This is a genomic window from Serratia sp. J2 (assembly GCF_046269175.1).
Classification (GTDB): Bacteria; Pseudomonadota; Gammaproteobacteria; order Enterobacterales; family Enterobacteriaceae; genus Chania; species Chania fonticola_C.
Genome location: NZ_JBKABN010000007.1, coordinates 161,917 through 178,599 on the forward strand (window position 1 = coordinate 161,917; position 16,683 = coordinate 178,599).

Below are 16,683 nucleotides of genomic sequence, written 5' to 3' on the forward strand. Positions count from 1 at the left end.
ACCCGTATTGTCAGGACGGGAAATAGCAGAATGTGATGCAGGGCTGCACACTTCTGCATTGTTATAGGATGAATGCCGGCGGTTAATGTTCACTATCTTTGTCAACGTGGCAAGCTTTTTGACATGTTCTGTTACATATAACATAGACAACGCTATGCAACTATGTTGCAAATGTTATGCAGTATTAACGTTTGCGATTATTAAATTTGCCGAGTTTTTGTTTTGATTAAAAGCTATCCTGTATTAATTTAGTTATATCTTCTGCTATTTAATCCATATCCAGTCCATACCAATGCACATGATTCATTAGGCCTTGGTTTGTTGTGCATAAATTGGGTTATGCAAAATATCTGAAAATGAACGGATCGGTAGTGAGGTTTGTAAATGAGATGTGATCGTCAAGACGTGAGGTTAACCACAATTTTTGACTAATTTTACGGTTGAAATTATCTGAAACAGCGAGTTTGTAGGGTAATCTCGGGTTCCACCAAGGTTAATGCTGCTTGAAGTCACATTTTTGATAAAAAACCGGAGGGAAGAGTCGCGGACACGGAGCGCCGTGCCCGGCAGGCTCAGTTTAGCGGATAGACCTTCTCTTTAAACTCGCACAGGTCTTCGATAATGCATGAACCACAGCGCGGTTTACGGGCGATACAGGTATAGCGACCATGCAGGATAAACCAGTGATGGCAGTCGACTTTAAACTCGGCGGGAACCACTTTCAGCAGCTTTTCCTCTACCTGCTCCACGTTTTTCCCTGGGGCGAAGTGGGTGCGGTTACAGACGCGGAAGATATGGGTATCAACAGCAATGGTTGGCCAACCGAAGGCCGTGTTCAACACCACATTGGCCGTTTTGCGCCCCACGCCGGGCAGGGCTTCGAGTGCCGCGCGATCTTCCGGTACTTCACCGTCATGCTTTTCCAGCAGGATACGGCAGGTTTTAATCACGTTCTCGGCTTTGCTGTTAAACAGGCCGATGGTTTTGATGTACTCTTTGACGCCGTCTACCCCTAACGCCAGCATGGCCGCTGGCGTGTTGGCAACCGGATAGAGCTTGGCCGTGGCCTTGTTAACGCTAACGTCGGTTGCCTGAGCGGAGAGCAGCACGGAAATCAACAGCTCAAAAGGGGTGGTATACACCAGCTCGGTGGTCGGATGCGGGTCGTTATCCCGCAAGCGGGTCAGGATCTCCAGGCGTTTCTCTTTATTCATAGCGCTTTCTCTACGTGTCCCTGTTCCATGTTAGGTTCAACTGTCAAAGCCTTGGCTTTACGCGCCTTCATTTTTTCGTCAATCAGATATTTGGTTGCCAGCATCAACCCCAGACCGATAAAGGCACCCGGTGGCAGCATGGCCAGCAGGAAAGGGGTGTCGAAATGGACAATCTCAATGCGCAGCACCTTGGCCCAACTGCCCAGCAGCAGGTCAGCGCCATCAAATAGCGTACCGTTACCAATCAGCTCGCGTAGTGAGCCCAGCACAAACATGGCGCTGGTGGCACCAAGGCCGATGGCCATACCGTCGATCAAGGCCAGTCCTACCGGTTTTCGCGCCGCTACTGCTTCAGCCCGGCCCACCACGATGCAGTTGGTGACGATCAGCGGGATAAATATCCCCAACGATTGATACAGGCCAAAAGCGTAGGCGTTGATCAGCATTTGCACGATACTCACCGCGGCAGCAATGATCATCACATAAATGGGAATGCGGACCTCGCTCGGGATCCAACGGCGCAGGGCGGAAATGGAACCGTTGGTAATGGTCAGCACCAGCGTGGTGGCTAGCCCAAGCCCCAAGGCGTTGGTGGCAGTTGACGTTACCGCCAGCAGCGGACACAGCCCCAATAATTGGACTAACGCAGAGTTGTTTTTCCACAACCCCTGTACGATTAACTCTTTGGCTTCACTCATTCGCTGGCTCCGCAGGCAGGCAAGGTATCCAGTTTAGGCGGCAGCGTCTCCATAAACAACGCTGTACGACGCACGGCGTTGACCACGGCTCGCGGGGTAATGGTGGCCCCAGTGAACTGATCAAACATCCCGCCGTCTTTCTTCACTGCCCAACGTTTGTCATCCGGGCCGTCGATCTTTTTACCGCTGAAGAAGGTGATCCAGTCGGTAATACGTAATTCGATTTTGTCGCCTAGCCCGGGCGTTTCGTGATGTTCTATCACGCGGGTTCCCAATACCGTGCCGTTAAAATCGGCCCCGACCAGCAGTTGGATCGCCCCAGAATAACCGTCTGGCGCGGTCGTTTCCAACGCGGCTGCCACCAGTTGACCATTCTTGCGGGCCAGATACAGAGGGTGCGGCGCGCCGTTGCCTAACGCCGGATCGCTGACCAGCAGGCATTCGCTCTGCATATCGTTGTCATAATGTTCCGGCGGGACGACCTGGTCCAGCAGCGCTTTTTGTTGCAACGCGGCCTGGTGGGCAATGGTCGTTTTGGTTAACTGGTACACCACGGCGGTCAGGCCTGTGGTGACCGCGGCAAACACGGCCAGTGTGGTGCCATGCTTTCTCATGGAATTAAGCATATTGACTCCTCAACGGTGGCCATACACGCGTGGCTGCGTGTAGTGATCGATCAACGGTACGGTAATGTTGGCTAGCAGTACGGCAAAGGCTACCCCGTCGGGATAACCGCCATATACGCGGATCAGCCAGACCAGCAAGCCAACCAGGCCGCCGTATATCAGCCGCCCTTTGGGCGTGGTAGAGGCACTGACCGGGTCGGTGGCAATAAAGAAAGCCCCGAGCATAGTGGCCCCGGAAAACAGGTGGATCAGCGGGGAAGCCTGATGGGCGGGATCTAACGTCCAGGCTACTCCTGAGCACAGGGCAATGACGGCCAACATGCTGAACGGGATTTGCCAGTGGATCAGCTTACGGCCCAGCATAAACAGGCCGCCGAGCAGGAAGCCCAGGTTAATCCACTGCCAGCCGATGCCGGCCAGGGTGCCGCCGAACAGTGGTTGCTGGAGTACCTGTTCCACCGAGTGGCCGCTGCGTAGGCCGGTTTTAAAGCCGTCTAATGGCGTGGCCTGGCTGATGCCATCAACGCCCATCTGCAATTCGTGCAGAGTGGCTCCCTGGGCGGTGTGGCCGCTGAAAATAGCCAGCAAGGTATCGGGCAGGGTCAGGGCGGTAGCACGCAGTTCTTCCGGGGGGAGCCAACTGGTCATCTGTACCGGGAAGGAGATTAACAGCACCACGTAACCCACCATGGCCGGGTTGAAAGGGTTTTGCCCCAGTCCACCGTATAGCTGTTTAGCGATCACAATGGCAAAAAAGGTGCCGATAACGATCATCCACCAGGGAGCCAGCGGTGGCAGGCTAATGCCCAGCAACAGCGCAGTGAGCAGGGCGGAATTATCTGCCAGCCGTGCCTTGACTGGCTGTTTACGTAGCGCAAGAATGGCGGCCTCGGCCCCGAGGGCGGTCACCATGGCCAGCGCGGTCTGAATAAGGTTGCCATAGCCAAAGAACCACACCTGTGCGGCCATGCCAGGAATGCAGGCCAGCATAACCCAAAGCATGATGCGGCTGGTGCTTTGCTGGTTATGGGTAAACGGAGAGCTGGCGATGTGTAAGCCCTTGGGGGCTGCCTGTTGTACCGGCCTGAACTTCATAGAATAACTACCATTTCTTTGCCATGTTAATCAGTGCATTCACGGTGCGGGCACCGGGGGAAATTACAGCGCTGCATTCTACCTCAATCATATGCTGGGTAATACGTGCTAATCATAAGGATATTCAGCTTTTGCGGTAAGGAAAAGCCAGGCTGGATGTAAAACGTGCAGTATGAGTTGTCATACTGATGATCGAGCTGCTATTTTTGGACTGCTTTGCGCACGGAATAACAACTTTCATATAATTAACGTAGGTTACTATCCTGAGCATTTTTGAAGTAGCGAACAACTAATAATGACTAATGAAGATATTTTATTTATTGAAGAGCTGATTGAATGGGTCGAAATTCATCTGGAGACTCGGCCAAATCTGGACGAAGTTGCGCGTATCTCCGGTTACTCCAAGTGGCACCTGCAGCGTAAGTTCAAGCGTATCACCGGTATCCAGCTCGCCACCTATATTCGCTCACGCATTCTTACCCGTGCGGCGGTCGCGCTGCGCATTAGCAACCGTACGATTATCGATATCTCCGATGAATTGGGCTTTGATTCACAGCAGACCTTTACCCGGATGTTTAAGCAACGTTTTGGCATTACGCCAAACCGCTACCGTACCATGGAGAAATGGGACGTGAAGAGCCTGATGCCGCGCTTCGACTTCGAAGCCGTGTATGAGGCAGGTTTTTATCCTGAGATACAACGGCTGACGTTGCCGGATACGCACCTGGTCGGTTTTACGCGTGAGATGGAATTTGATACAGCCCAAGAGATGGCAATTTCGTCCTGTATCGCCATGAAGGGGGAAATCTTTAATGACTTCTTCAAAGGGCTGAATATGGAGTGCCACAAGGTTTACAGCATCCATTCTGACAATGAGCGCGGCGAAGGCGAGTGTTCGGTCACGCATACCATGGCGGTGGAGCCGGAATTCAAGAAGGACATCCTTTCTGGTCACAAGATTGAAGATATTCGCTTGCCAGCGCGTGAGTACATCGCGATTACCCATCAGGGGACGGCCAAAGAGTGCGTGAAATTTATCTCTTACCTGATCTCGCATGTGATGCCGGGGCTGCGTAATGAAGTACGCGGAAGCGTAGAGATGGAGGTGATCGAAGCTAAGGCGTGGAACCAGGATGCCAAACTGCGGCAGATCGATGTCAATTACACCTACCTGATTTCTATTGATTAAGTGGGGCCTTGTGTTCGGCAGGACCCCATGGCGTTTACTCTTTATCTACCATCGCTAGCTGCTGTGCGGCTTTTTTGGCCTTGACTCGGGCCAGCGCGGCGGCAACGGCAGCCTTGCGCGGATCCTCCGGTTCAGCCGTAGGGATAGGCTCCTCGTCCACTTGCGGTTGTGAAAGCTCGGCCTGCTGCGCCGCCTTTTTGGCCTTGACTCGGGCTAGCGCGGCGGCAACGGCAGCCTTGCGCGGATCCTCCGGTTCAGCCGTAGGGATAGGCTCCTCGTCCACTTGCGGTTGTGAAAGCTCGGCCTGCTGCGCTGCCTTTTTGGCTTTGACTCGGGCCAGCGCGGCGGCAACAGCAGCCTTGCGCGGATCCTCCGGTTCAGCCGTAGAGATGGGTTCTTCGTCCACTTGCGGTTGTGAAAGCTCGGCCTGCTGTGCCGCCTTTTTCGCCTTCACGCGGGCTAATGCTGCCGCTACCGCAGCCTTACGCGGATCCTCTGAAGTTACCGTTTCCGCCACGCTCTCTGCGTCTTGCGCCTGCGCCGCTTTCTTGGCTTTGACTCGTGCCAACGCCGCAGCCACGGCCGCTTTACGTGGATCGTCGTCTTGTACCGCTGCTGCAGGCATTTCGCTTGCTTGCTCGAGCTTACGTTCTCTGGCCTGGGCCTTACGTGCTTCGCGTGCAGCAATGGCAGCGCTGTTATCCGGCTCCTGGCCGGTGATAGCAATGCCAGCAGCCTCACTGTTTTTACTGCGCACGCGAGCCAGCGCCGCCTGAACGGCATCCTGATCGCTGTCGGTCAGTTTCACCGCGGCCTTTTTATGACGCTCTTCGCGCGCCAGTTTCTCACGCTCCAAGCGGGCCAGCTTAGCTTCATAACGTGCTTTGGCCTCGGCGGTACGTGCCGCTTCCTGATCCAACGCGTTAATTTCAGCTTTTTCTTGGCGATAATATTGCACCAGCGGAATATTGCTGGGGCAAACGTAGGCACAGGCACCACATTCGATACAGTCGAACAGGTTGTGCTTACGCGCCTTCTCGTGTTCTTCGCCACGGCTGAACCAGTAAAGCTGCTGCGGCAACAGCCCGGCAGGGCAGGCATCAACGCATAACCCACAGCGGATACAGGACTGCTCTGGTTCTTGTACGGCCATTTCGTCAACCGTTGGGGCCAGCAAGCAGTTGCTGATTTTGACGATCGGCACGTCTAACGTTGGCAGCGTAAAGCCCATCAGCGGGCCGCCCATCACCACCATCTGCTGGGATTGCGGACGATAGCCGCCAAAGGCCAGCAGGTGTTGCACTGGCGTGCCGAGGCGCGCCCAGACGTTGCCAGGTCGGCTCATGGCCTCACCGGTTAAGGTGACGACGCGCTCAATCAACGGTTCGCCATCGACAATCGCCCGCTTGATGGCAAAGGCGGTGCCCACGTTCTGCATCAGCACGCCGATGGTGGACGAACGCTTGCCGTGAGGCACTTCTTTGCCCGTCAGAATTTTGGTTAACTGCTTGGCACCGCCGGAAGGGTATTTGGTGGGGATCACCCGCAGGGCGATCCCATCCTGCCCGCGTAAAGCGGCTTTCAGAGCGGCGATGGCTTCCGGCTTGTTATCTTCGATACCGATCAGCGTCACCTTGGGTTGTAGCAGGTGGCGCAGGATCTGGGTGCCTTCGATAATCTGAGCGGCCTGTTCCTGCATCAGCCGATCGTCGGCGGTGATGTAGGGTTCGCATTCCGCAGCGTTGAGGATCAGGGTTTCCACCTCTTCGCGGCCGCCTTGCAGCTTACTGGCCGTTGGGAAACCTGCGCCCCCCAGACCGGCAATCCCGGCCTGATGAATACGTTGGATCAGCTCTACCGCATCCAGTTGGCGGTAATCGGCGACCGGCGTCAGTTCGCACCAGCGATCTTCACCGTCTGGATCGATAATCACGCACAGTTCCGCCAGCCCTGAAGGGTGGGCGGTAACGTGAGGCTCAATGGCGCGGATGGTGCCGGAGGTTGGCGCATGTACCGGCAAGGTGCGGCCACGGCCAAAGGTCAGCGGTTGGCCTTTCAGTACGCGGTCACCGGCTTTGACACACAGCTCGCCTTCTGGCCCCAGATGCTGTTGCAAGGGGACGATAAAAATGTCTGGCAGGGGAGCCACGCGCAGTGGCACACCGCTGGACTGGGTCTTCATTTCAGGTGGATGAATGCCACCGTCAAAATCCCAAATCCGATCTTTTTTCAAAGCGGCGAACAGATTAAACATGTTGCTCCACGGGGATCACTTGCACTGGAATGGTTTGCATATCCCATTTCCAGCTGGCGGTCGTAGTGGCGACCGGTTTCATTTCAATACAGTCGGTTGGACAGGGTGCAACGCACAGATCACAGCCGGTACAGAGATCGGTAATGACCGTGTGCATGGCGCGGGTGGCGCCCACGATGGCATCCACCGGGCAGGCCTGAATGCACTTGGTGCAGCCGATGCAGTTGGCTTCGTCAATAAAGGCGACCTTACGTACCGGTTCGGCCACGGCAGCACCGCCGTCTAGCGGTTGTGGCTCAACGTTCAGTAATTCGGCCAGCTTGAGCATCACCTGCTCGCCACCCGGGGCGCATTTGTTGATCATCTCGCCATTGGCAACCGCTTCGGCATAGGGGCGACAGCCAGGATAACCGCATTGGCCACATTGGCTCTGCGGCAAAATTTCGTCGATCTGTTCGGCAACCGGATCTTCTTCCACTTCAAAGCGGCGCGCGGCAAAGCCCAGCACCAGGCCAAACAGCAGCCCCAGAGCGCTTAATGCCGCCACCGCAATCCACAACGCAGTCATTAGAATCTCACCAGCCCGGTAAAGCCCATAAAGGCCAGAGACATCAGGCCAGCGGTGATCAAGGCGATGGAGGAACCGCGAAACGGCGCGGGCACATCGGCTACCGCCAGGCGCTCACGGATGGCAGCAAACAGTACCATCACCAATGAGAAGCCTGCGGCGGCGCTAAAGCCATAAACCGCAGACTGCAGGAAGTTGTAGCCAAGGTTGACGTTGAGCAACGCCACGCCTAACACTGCGCAGTTGGTGGTGATCAGCGGGAGGAAAATCCCCAGCAGGCGATAGAGCGCCGGGCTGGTTTTACGCACCACCATTTCGGTGAATTGCACTACGACGGCGATCACCAGAATAAAGGACAGGGTGCGCAGATAAACCAGATCTAACGGGATCAGGATAAAGCTGTTGATTAGCCAGGCGCAGACCGAGGCCAGCGTCATCACGAATGTGGTGGCCATGCCCATGCCGATGGCACTTTCCAGTTTCTTGGAAACGCCCATAAAGGGGCACAGGCCCAGGAATTTCACCAGGACAAAGTTGTTCACCAGTACGGTGCCAACAAACAAGAGCAGGTATTCGGTCATTGCAATGCCTAAAAAAATAAAAGCCGCCTATTATCGGTAATCGGCGGCGTAACGACAACATACTAATCGCAAGGGTATTGCGCTTTTTTGCTCGTTTTGTTGAAAATTTACACAGCAGGGCGATCAAATCGTGCCTTGCCGTGGTTACTTCTCGGTGAAGGTGCCTTTCACGCGCTGGGAACGCTTAAAATAGGGCACCAGCAGGGCGGCCATCACCAACGGCCATAGCAGGCTACGCACGGCCAGTTCATCGGGCACGGGGGCAAAGGCGAACGCCTTGATCGCCAATAGCACGGTGATCAGCAGCCAGACCAGAAACAGCTTTGGAAAACGTTGTGAACGTTGGCAGAACAGCCACAGCAGGTACAGCGTAAAGCACCACATTACCAGCGTAGTGATCACCGATAGATACCACTGCGTGGAGAAGGCCTGAGCATTGGTGCTCAGATACTCGCGTGATTCCGGCATAAAAATGGCCATACCGTACAGGGCCAACATCAGGCTGGCGCTGAGCAGGGTAACGATCAGATAGGCCATCGGGGCTAGCAGCCAACCGCCAATGCGCGAATATTCAGCTTGGGTCATACGAGATCCTGAGTGGTATTCCAACGAAGTAAGCCGCATAGCTTACTCAAATATGTGCTAATGCGCGAGGAGAAGGCGGCACCAACGACAAAATGCCAGTCAGATTGCGCTGACTGGCATGACATGGCTTACAAACCTCAGCCGGTTCTCATTGTCGGGGCGCTGCATGCTGCGCCGCACTTAGCGGCAGTTAACGTTCCGCACCGTTGCTGGCGATCAGTTTCTGGTACCAGAAGAAGCTCTTCTTACGCTGGCGCGCCAGATCCTTGTTGTGGTCAACGTAGATAAAGCCGTACTGCTTCTGGAAGCCGTTGAGCCAGCTCAGCAGATCGATAAACGACCATGGGTAATAGCCGCGCACGTCGGCGCCCTGTTTGATGGCGTCTTCAATGGCACCAATGTGCTGGCGCAGATAGTCGATACGATCGTCATCCACCACCTCACCATCGATAATCGGATCTTTGGCTCCGAGACCGTTCTCGGTGATGTAGATAGGAATATCACCGTAACGCGCCTTGATATTCATGATGCCTTCGGTAAGGCCCTGCGGATAAATCTCCCAGTCCCAATCGGTATACACGCCGTTCGGATTGCGGACGAACTTGAACAGCCCCTTAAAGCCGAATTCGTTACCTTGCTGGTGGCCGCTGCCTTTCTCACCGGTGGTGTTGATGGTCAGATGTGACTCTTGATTATTGGCCGCGATGGTTTCACGCTTGTAATAGTTCAGGCCAATAAAGTCACAGATATTGTCGCGCAGCAGTTGCTCATCACCTGGTGCGAATTGCGGTACGCCCCACAGCGCCTGAGTCTGCGCCAGCAGTTCAGCCGGATATTCCCCTTTCAGCACCGGATCGTACAGCCAGTGGGTAAAGATCCCTTCGGCCAACTGATAGGCCGCCAGATCTTCCGCAGACTGGCTGAGCGGGGTATGGGTTTGCAACACGTTGACGAAGCCGATTTGACCGGCAATGCCGCTGGTGCGGAATGCAGCCACCGCTTTGGCGTGGGCCACAAAGACGTGGTGGCAGGCCTGGATAGCGCGCGCCGGGTTCTGTACGCCCGGTGGGTGGCCGCCGGTGATGTAACCGAAGCCGATAAAGCACACGGTTTCATTGAAGGTAGACCACAGTTTGACGCGATCGCCGTAACGCTGGTAACACAGGCGTGCATACTCTTCAAAAGCCTCAGCAGTGCTGCGAGCTTCCCAACCACCTTCATCTTGCAATGCCTGCGGCAGATCCCAGTGGTATAGGGTGATCATCGGCTCAATATTGTGTTCCAACAGGGCATCGATCAGATCGCTGTAGAATTTGACCCCGGCCTCATTGATGGTGCCTCGGCCCTGTGGCAGCAGGCGCGGCCAGGAGATTGAGAACCGGTAGCTCTGCATCCCCATTTCGGCCATCAGCGCCACGTCCTCACGGAAGCGGTGATAGTGATCGACGGCAACGTCGCCGTTAGTGCCTTGGTAAGTGGTACCTGGCAGGTGGGAGAAGGTATCCCAGATGGATGGGCCTTTGCCGTCGGCATCGTGTGCGCCTTCAACCTGATACGCCGCGCTAGCCGCGCCCCAGAGGAACTCTTTCGGGAAAGCAGACATAACTATTCTCTCTATACGTTAAATATTGAGTCTAGTTTAGGTCGAGTTGAAATGAGTTTGCAACCGGTTTCTGAAACCGGTTGCAGTTTTTGCGGGCGCGTTTAGCGGCGGTTGATTTGGTAGTAGGTTTCATTCCAGCGGATTTCGTTCTTGAACGCTGGCAGGGTGGTGTCGTTATCGATCAGCAGGAATTCGATGTTGTGCATCTCGGCATACAGGCGCAGGTAGTCGGCGTTCAGTGACTGCGAGAACACCGTGTGGTGTGCGCCGCCCGCCAGGATCCAGGCTTCCGCCGCTGTAGCCAGGGAAGGTTGAGCACGCCAGATCGCCCGAGCCACCGGCAGTTTAGGTAACGGTTCAGGCTGCTCAATGGTATCCACCTGATTGACCAGCAGGCGGAAACGATCGCCCATATCGATCAGGCTGGCGTTCACCGCCGGGCCTGCCGGGGTAGAGAAGATCAGGCGGGCCGGATCGGCCTTGCCACCGATGCCCAGATATTGAATATCCAGCAGTGGCTTGTGTTCTTTGGCGATGGAAGGGCAGACTTCCAGCATATGGGACCCCACCACCAGATCGTTGCCCGGCTGGAAGTTGTAGGTGTAATCCTCCATAAACGAGGTGCCGCCGTTTAAGCCGTTGCCCATCACTTTCATAATGCGCAGCAGCGCCGCGGTTTTCCAGTCGCCCTCACCGGCAAAACCGTAGCCTTGCTGCATCAGGCGCTGTACCGCTAAACCTGGCAACTGCTTCATGCCGTGCAGCGTTTCAAAGTTGGTGGTGAAAGCGTGGAACTTGCCCTGTTCGAGGAAACGCTTCATACCCAGTTCGATAGCGGCAGCATCGATCAGGTTCTGCCGTTTGGCACCGTTAACTTTAGCCACGTCACTCAGCTCATAGCTGGCTTCGTACTCTTCGATCAGCGCATCGATATCGCCCTTGCTCACTTCATCGATCACGCTGACCAAATCACCGATGCCATAAGCATCCACGGAATAACCAAACTGGATCTGCGCGGCCACTTTATCGCCATCGGTCACGGCGACCTGGCGCATGTTGTCACCAAAACGCGCCACCTTAAGCTGCTGGCTTTCCTGTTTGGCGCAGGCAACACGCATCCATTGAGCGATACGCTCCTGGGCATTTTTGTCTTGCCAGTGGCCCGCGATCACGCTGTGCTGCTGGCGCATACGAGCACCGATAAACCCGAATTCACGGCCACCGTGGGCGGTCTGGTTCAGGTTCATAAAGTCCATATCCATGCTGTCCCACGGAACTTCGGCATTAAATTGGGTATGGAACTGGAGCAGCGGTTTATCGAGGATCGACAGGCCAGCAATCCACATTTTGGCCGGTGAGAAGGTGTGCAGCCAGGTGATGATGCCGACGCAGTCCTGGTGATAGTTGGCATCACGGCAGACGGTGGTGATTTCGTCCGGCGTGGTGACCAGCGGTTTCAGCACCATCTTCACCGGTAAACCTGCGTCACGGTTCAGGCTGTTCACGACCTGCTCGGCATTTTCCATCACCTGTTGCAAGGTTTTTGGGCCATAAAGATGCTGGCTGCCGATCACGAACCACACTTCACGTTGCTTAAAGATGTTCATCAAAAACTCCTGGATCTAGAGGTTTTATTGAGCCGAGGGGATCTGCCCCGGCGTATTAATTTTTGGTGGTTGCGGCAAAGCGCGGCTCTGCGGCCTGGCACCACTGTTGATAGCGTTCATAAAGTTGTTGGTAGCGAACGACGTTAGCAGGATCGGGCTGCAAAGTGCGTTCAATGCTGCAAGCCATATGCTGCTGAGCTTGCGGAACGTCACTGAAATGCCCGGCGGCCACGGCAGCGAAGATGGCCGCACCCAGCGCGCAGCATTGGTCGGAGGCGACAATCTGTAGCGGGCGATCCATCACATCAGCGCAAACCTGCATAATTACCGGTGACTTGCGGGCAATGCCGCCTAAAGCCAGCACGTTATCGACGGGAATGTCTTGCTGTTCGAAGCACTCCATGATGGCACGAGCGCCAAAAGCGGTTGCGGCAATAAAGCCACCAAACAGCGTGGGCGCATCGGTACCAAGGTTGAGATCGGTGATCACTCCTTTAAGACGCTGGTTAGCGTAGGGGGTGCGGCGGCCATTGAACCAGTCCAAGACGACGGGCAGATGGTCTAGCGACGGGTTTTTGGCCCAGGCGGCGGTCAGGGCGGCCAGCATGTCATGCTCGATTTGTTGCAGCTGTGTCTGGAGTTGCGGTTGCGTCCTGGCGGCTTCACGCAGTGGCCAGCTCAGCAGGCGGCTGAACCAGGCGTACATATCACCAAAAGCAGATTGCCCGGCCTCCATGCCGATGGTTTGCGGCACTACGCTGCCGTCCACCTGGCCGCAGATGCCGCTGATGGCACGATCGCCCACGCGCTCACGATCGGCGATCAGAATGTCGCAGGTCGACGTGCCAATTACTTTCACCAGCGTATAAGGCTGCGCTCCGGCCCCCACGGCCCCCATGTGACAGTCAAAGGCACCACCAGAAAGCACCACGCTTTCTGACAGCCCAAGCCGTGTGGCCCACTCTTTGCTCAGCGTCCCCACCGGCAAATCGGCAGTGTAGGAATCGTTGAACAGTGGATAGGGCAGATCTTCCACCAGCAACGGATCCAAGGCCGCAAAGAAGGCTTTAGGTGGCAGACCGTCCCAGTCGGGATGCCATAACGTTTTATGCCCTACGCTGCAACGCCCGCGCTTTAACCGATCCGGTGCGGTAGTGCCAGAAAGCAGTGCTGGCACCCAGTCGCACAGTTCTACCCAAGAGGCGGCGGCATGGCGTACCGCCTCATCCTGGCGTGAAACGTGCAAGATCTTGGCCCAGAACCACTCAGAGGAGTAAACGCCGCCGATATAGCGTGAATAGTCGGGGAAATCTCCGCGGCGGCACAGTTGGTTAATCTCCTCCGCCTCCTCGATGGCGGTGTGGTCTTTCCACAGTACAAACATGGCGTTGGGATTGCTGGCAAACTCCGGCCGCAACGCCAATACGTCGCCCTGTTCATCAATCGGTGCGGGAGTGGAGCCGGTGGAATCAACCCCAATCCCGACCACGGCCTGCCGCTGTTCCTGGCTCATGCGCTGTACCACGGCGACGACGGCTTGCTCCATGGCTTCGATATAGTCGAGTGGATGGTGGCGGAACTGGTTCTGCGCGGCGTTACAAAAGTCACCACGCTGCCAGCGAGGGTAGTAGACCACCTCGGTATCCAGTTCGTTGCCGTTTTGACAGTCGACAGCCAATACCCGCACTGAATCGCTGCCGAAGTCTAATCCCAGGGCAATAGCACCTGCCGTCATGATGCGGACTCCTTACTTGTTAGGTTGAGGTTAACGATAGGAGCGGGACGGGGAGGCAGGTGAGGAAGCATTGGCTGGAAGTATGCACTTTTCTGCTTGCTACAGTGATTTTGTGATGGGGGTCAAAAGTTATCACTTGGTTAAATTTGCTAAATGTATGCACATATCTGCTGTTATCTCGGGATGTGATAGCGCTCTACATTTAGCTAACAAATACCGGCTAAAACTGTTTGCGTCTTACCTGAGTCGACGGCAAGAAGCGAGATATAAGGCCATTGCCGTGACAGGATCTCATAATGATAACGTTTTCACGGTGACCCGGTTTTTCTGCCGATGAAAGCAAAACAGCGGAGAGTACCATGCATAAATTCACTAAGGCGTTGGCAGTTATCGGTCTGACGGCGGTTATGTCACATTCGGCTGTCGCAGAGACCATGAAACTGGGTTTTTTGGTTAAACAGCCAGAAGAGCCCTGGTTCCAGACCGAATGGAAATTTGCCGACAAGGCGGGTAAGGACCTGGGGTTTGAAGTGATCAAGATTGCCGTGCCGGACGGCGAGAAAACCCTCAATGCCATCGACAGCCTGGCGGCCAGCGGGGCCAAGGGGTTTGTCATCTGCACCCCAGACCCGAAGCTCGGCTCGGCGATTGTCGCCAAGGCACGCAGCTACGACCTGAAAGTGATCGCGGTTGACGACCAGTTTGTTAATGCCAAAGGCAAACCGATGGAGAGCGTACCGCTAGTGATGATGGCGGCCACCAAGATAGGTGAGCGCCAAGGCGAAGAGCTGTGGAAAGAGATGAACAAGCGTGGCTGGAAAGTGGCAGAGACCGGCGTAATGGCGATCACCTCCGATGAACTGGACACCGCGCGCCGCCGTACCGGTGGCTCTATGGACGCATTGAAAACTGCCGGTTTCCCACAACAGCAAATCTACAAGGTACCGACCAAATCCAACGATATCCCAGGGGCATTCGATGCCGCCAACTCGATGCTGGTGCAGCATCCGGAAGTGAAAAACTGGCTGATCGTCGGGATGAACGATAACACCGTGCTGGGGGGCGTGCGTGCCACTGAAGGCCAGGGTTTTAAAGCGCCTAACGTGATCGGCATTGGCATCAACGGTGTCGACGCAGTAAGCGAGCTTTCCAAGAAACAGGCTACCGGCTTCTACGGCTCACTGCTGCCAAGCCCGGATATTCATGGCTACAAGAGCATTCAGATGCTGCATGACTGGGTAGAGAAAGGCGTAGAACCAGAGAAATTTACCGAAGTGACCGACGTGGTGCTGATCACCCGCGACAACTTCCAGGTGGAACTGCAGAAAAAAGGTTTGATGTAAGGGTGTGCCGCCTGCATCAAGTGGGCGGCCATTTATCGCACAGCATTGAGGAAAGCACTATGACTGCCGTCACGCCCTATCTGGCTTTCAAAGGCATCGGTAAAAGCTTCCCTGGCGTCAAAGCGCTGGATGATATCAGTTTCAGCTGTCAGGCCGGGCAGATCCACGCGCTGATGGGGGAAAACGGCGCCGGGAAATCGACGCTGCTGAAAATTCTCAGCGGCAATTATGCCCCAAGCAAAGGGGAGATCCACCTCCAGGGGAAAGCGGTGCAGTTTGCCAATACCACCGACGCGTTGAACGCCGGGGTGGCGATTATCTACCAGGAACTGCATCTGGTACCGGAAATGACCGTGGCAGAGAACATCTACCTGGGGCAGTTGCCGACCAAACATGGCCTGGTGGATCGCAAACTGCTGCGTTATGAGTCCCGCTTACAGCTGGAACACCTCGGGTTGGACATCGATCCGGATACTCCGTTGAAGTACCTGTCGATTGGCCAGTGGCAGATGGTGGAGATTGCCAAGGCTCTGGCGCGTAACGCCAAAGTGATTGCGTTTGATGAGCCGACCAGTTCGCTGTCGGCACGTGAAATTGAGCAACTGTTCCGAGTGATCCGCGAGCTGCGCGCCGAAGGCAGGGTGATCCTGTATGTCTCGCACCGGATGGAGGAAATCTTTGCGCTGAGTGATGCCATCACCGTGTTTAAGGATGGCCGCTATGTGCGCACCTTCGACGATATGCAGCAGGTAAACAATGAAGTGCTGGTGCAAGCGATGGTGGGGCGCGATCTTGGCGATGTTTATGGCTATCAGCCACGCGAGCTGGGAGAAGTGCGGTTGCAGCTTACCGATTTGCAGGCCGCCGGGGTGAAAACGCCTATCAGCTTTAACGTTCGCGCTGGCGAAATTGTTGGCCTGTTTGGTCTGGTGGGCGCAGGGCGCAGCGAACTGATGAAAGGGATTTTTGGCGCTACGCGGGTAACTGCGGGCCAATTGATGCTTGATGGCAAGCGGCTCAATGTTCGTTCACCGATCGATGCTATTCGTGCGGGCGTGATGTTGTGCCCGGAAGATCGTAAGGCCGACGGCATCATTCCGGTGCACTCGGTACGTGACAATATCAACATCAGCGCTCGCCGCAAAAGCATCAAGGCGGGCTGCCTGATCGATAACGCCTGGGAAACCAGCAATGCCGATCACCATATCCGCGCGCTGAATATCAAAACCCCAACGGCAGAACAATTGATCATGAATCTCTCCGGTGGCAACCAACAGAAGGCGATCCTGGGCCGCTGGCTGTCGGAAGAGATGAAGGTGATCCTGCTGGATGAGCCGACACGCGGCATTGACGTTGGCGCAAAACACGAAATCTACCACGTGATTTATCAACTGGCGCAGCAGGGCATTGCGGTGCTGTTCGCTTCCAGCGATTTGCCCGAAGTGCTGGGGCTGGCGGATCGCATCATCGTGATGCGTGAAGGGGCGATTTCTGGCGAGTTGACCCATAGCGAGGCCACTGAGGAAAAAGCTCTCAGCCTGGCGATGTTACGTACCCCCGATATTGCAGCGGCGATGGCCTGATT

At 55.5% G+C, this 16,683-nt stretch carries 14 protein-coding genes; 3 read left to right on the plus strand and 11 right to left on the minus strand.

Going from position 1 to position 16,683, the window contains the following annotated elements; genetic code table 11:
• Positions 1-572: 572 nt before the first annotated feature.
• The 4 genes from nth to rsxD are packed head-to-tail and all read right to left on the minus strand — an operon-like array spanning position 573 to position 3,633.
• On the minus strand, positions 573-1,214 hold the full coding sequence (gene nth / locus ACKWMY_RS10035; RefSeq protein ID WP_024529925.1) for an endonuclease III: 642 nt from the start codon (positions 1,212-1,214) through the stop codon (positions 573-575).
• Complete coding sequence (locus tag ACKWMY_RS10040) at positions 1,211-1,912, minus strand: electron transport complex subunit E (RefSeq protein WP_024529926.1); 702 nt, start codon at positions 1,910-1,912, stop codon at positions 1,211-1,213. The genes nth and ACKWMY_RS10040 overlap by 4 nt, the downstream gene beginning before the upstream one ends.
• Complete coding sequence (rsxG, locus tag ACKWMY_RS10045; protein WP_065686131.1) at positions 1,909-2,538, minus strand: electron transport complex subunit RsxG; 630 nt, start codon at positions 2,536-2,538, stop codon at positions 1,909-1,911. Before rsxG ends, ACKWMY_RS10040 begins: the two co-directional genes overlap by 4 nt.
• Before the next feature lie 9 nt (positions 2,539-2,547).
• Entirely contained in the window at positions 2,548-3,633 is a 1,086-nt protein-coding gene (rsxD, locus tag ACKWMY_RS10050) for an electron transport complex subunit RsxD (RefSeq protein WP_024529928.1), read from the minus strand.
• 295 nt (positions 3,634-3,928) lie between these two features.
• Here rsxD and ACKWMY_RS10055 point away from each other — a divergent pair, with 295 nt between their 5' ends.
• Entirely contained in the window at positions 3,929-4,822 is an 894-nt protein-coding gene (locus ACKWMY_RS10055) for a helix-turn-helix domain-containing protein (protein ID WP_024529929.1), read from the plus strand.
• 34 nt (positions 4,823-4,856) lie between these two features.
• Here ACKWMY_RS10055 and rsxC read toward each other — a convergent pair whose 3' ends face one another.
• From rsxC to ACKWMY_RS10090, 7 genes are all read right to left on the minus strand, one after another.
• Positions 4,857-7,076: an electron transport complex subunit RsxC gene (gene rsxC, locus ACKWMY_RS10060; protein ID WP_409486248.1), complete on the minus strand. Its 2,220-nt coding sequence runs from the start codon at positions 7,074-7,076 to the stop codon at positions 4,857-4,859.
• Entirely contained in the window at positions 7,069-7,644 is a 576-nt protein-coding gene (rsxB, locus tag ACKWMY_RS10065; RefSeq protein ID WP_021804523.1) for an electron transport complex subunit RsxB, read from the minus strand. The genes rsxC and rsxB overlap by 8 nt, the downstream gene beginning before the upstream one ends.
• Positions 7,644-8,225: an electron transport complex subunit RsxA gene (rsxA, locus tag ACKWMY_RS10070; RefSeq protein WP_021178056.1), complete on the minus strand. Its 582-nt coding sequence runs from the start codon at positions 8,223-8,225 to the stop codon at positions 7,644-7,646. Before rsxA ends, rsxB begins: the two co-directional genes overlap by 1 nt.
• A gap of 144 nt (positions 8,226-8,369) precedes the next feature.
• A complete protein-coding gene (locus tag ACKWMY_RS10075) occupies positions 8,370-8,810 on the minus strand; it encodes a DUF2569 domain-containing protein (protein WP_024529933.1) in 441 nt (146 codons plus the stop codon).
• Positions 8,811-9,000: 190 nt separating this feature from the next.
• Positions 9,001-10,413, minus strand: a complete 1,413-nt coding sequence (locus ACKWMY_RS10080; protein WP_024529934.1) for a glycoside hydrolase family 1 protein — start codon at positions 10,411-10,413, stop codon at positions 9,001-9,003.
• A 101-nt stretch (positions 10,414-10,514) separates the two neighbouring features.
• On the minus strand, positions 10,515-12,020 hold the full coding sequence (araA, locus tag ACKWMY_RS10085) for an L-arabinose isomerase (RefSeq protein WP_409486249.1): 1,506 nt from the start codon (positions 12,018-12,020) through the stop codon (positions 10,515-10,517).
• Positions 12,021-12,075: 55 nt separating this feature from the next.
• On the minus strand, positions 12,076-13,755 hold the full coding sequence (locus tag ACKWMY_RS10090; RefSeq protein ID WP_409486250.1) for a ribulokinase: 1,680 nt from the start codon (positions 13,753-13,755) through the stop codon (positions 12,076-12,078).
• Between the two features lie 359 nt (positions 13,756-14,114).
• Here ACKWMY_RS10090 and ACKWMY_RS10095 point away from each other — a divergent pair, with 359 nt between their 5' ends.
• Positions 14,115-15,098: an arabinose ABC transporter substrate-binding protein gene (locus ACKWMY_RS10095; protein ID WP_024529937.1), complete on the plus strand. Its 984-nt coding sequence runs from the start codon at positions 14,115-14,117 to the stop codon at positions 15,096-15,098.
• Between the two features lie 59 nt (positions 15,099-15,157).
• Positions 15,158-16,681 carry an L-arabinose ABC transporter ATP-binding protein AraG gene (gene araG / locus ACKWMY_RS10100; RefSeq protein WP_309046402.1) on the plus strand — a complete coding sequence of 508 codons (1,524 nt, stop codon included), beginning with the start codon at positions 15,158-15,160 and terminating at the stop codon, positions 16,679-16,681.
• Positions 16,682-16,683 lie beyond the last annotated feature (2 nt).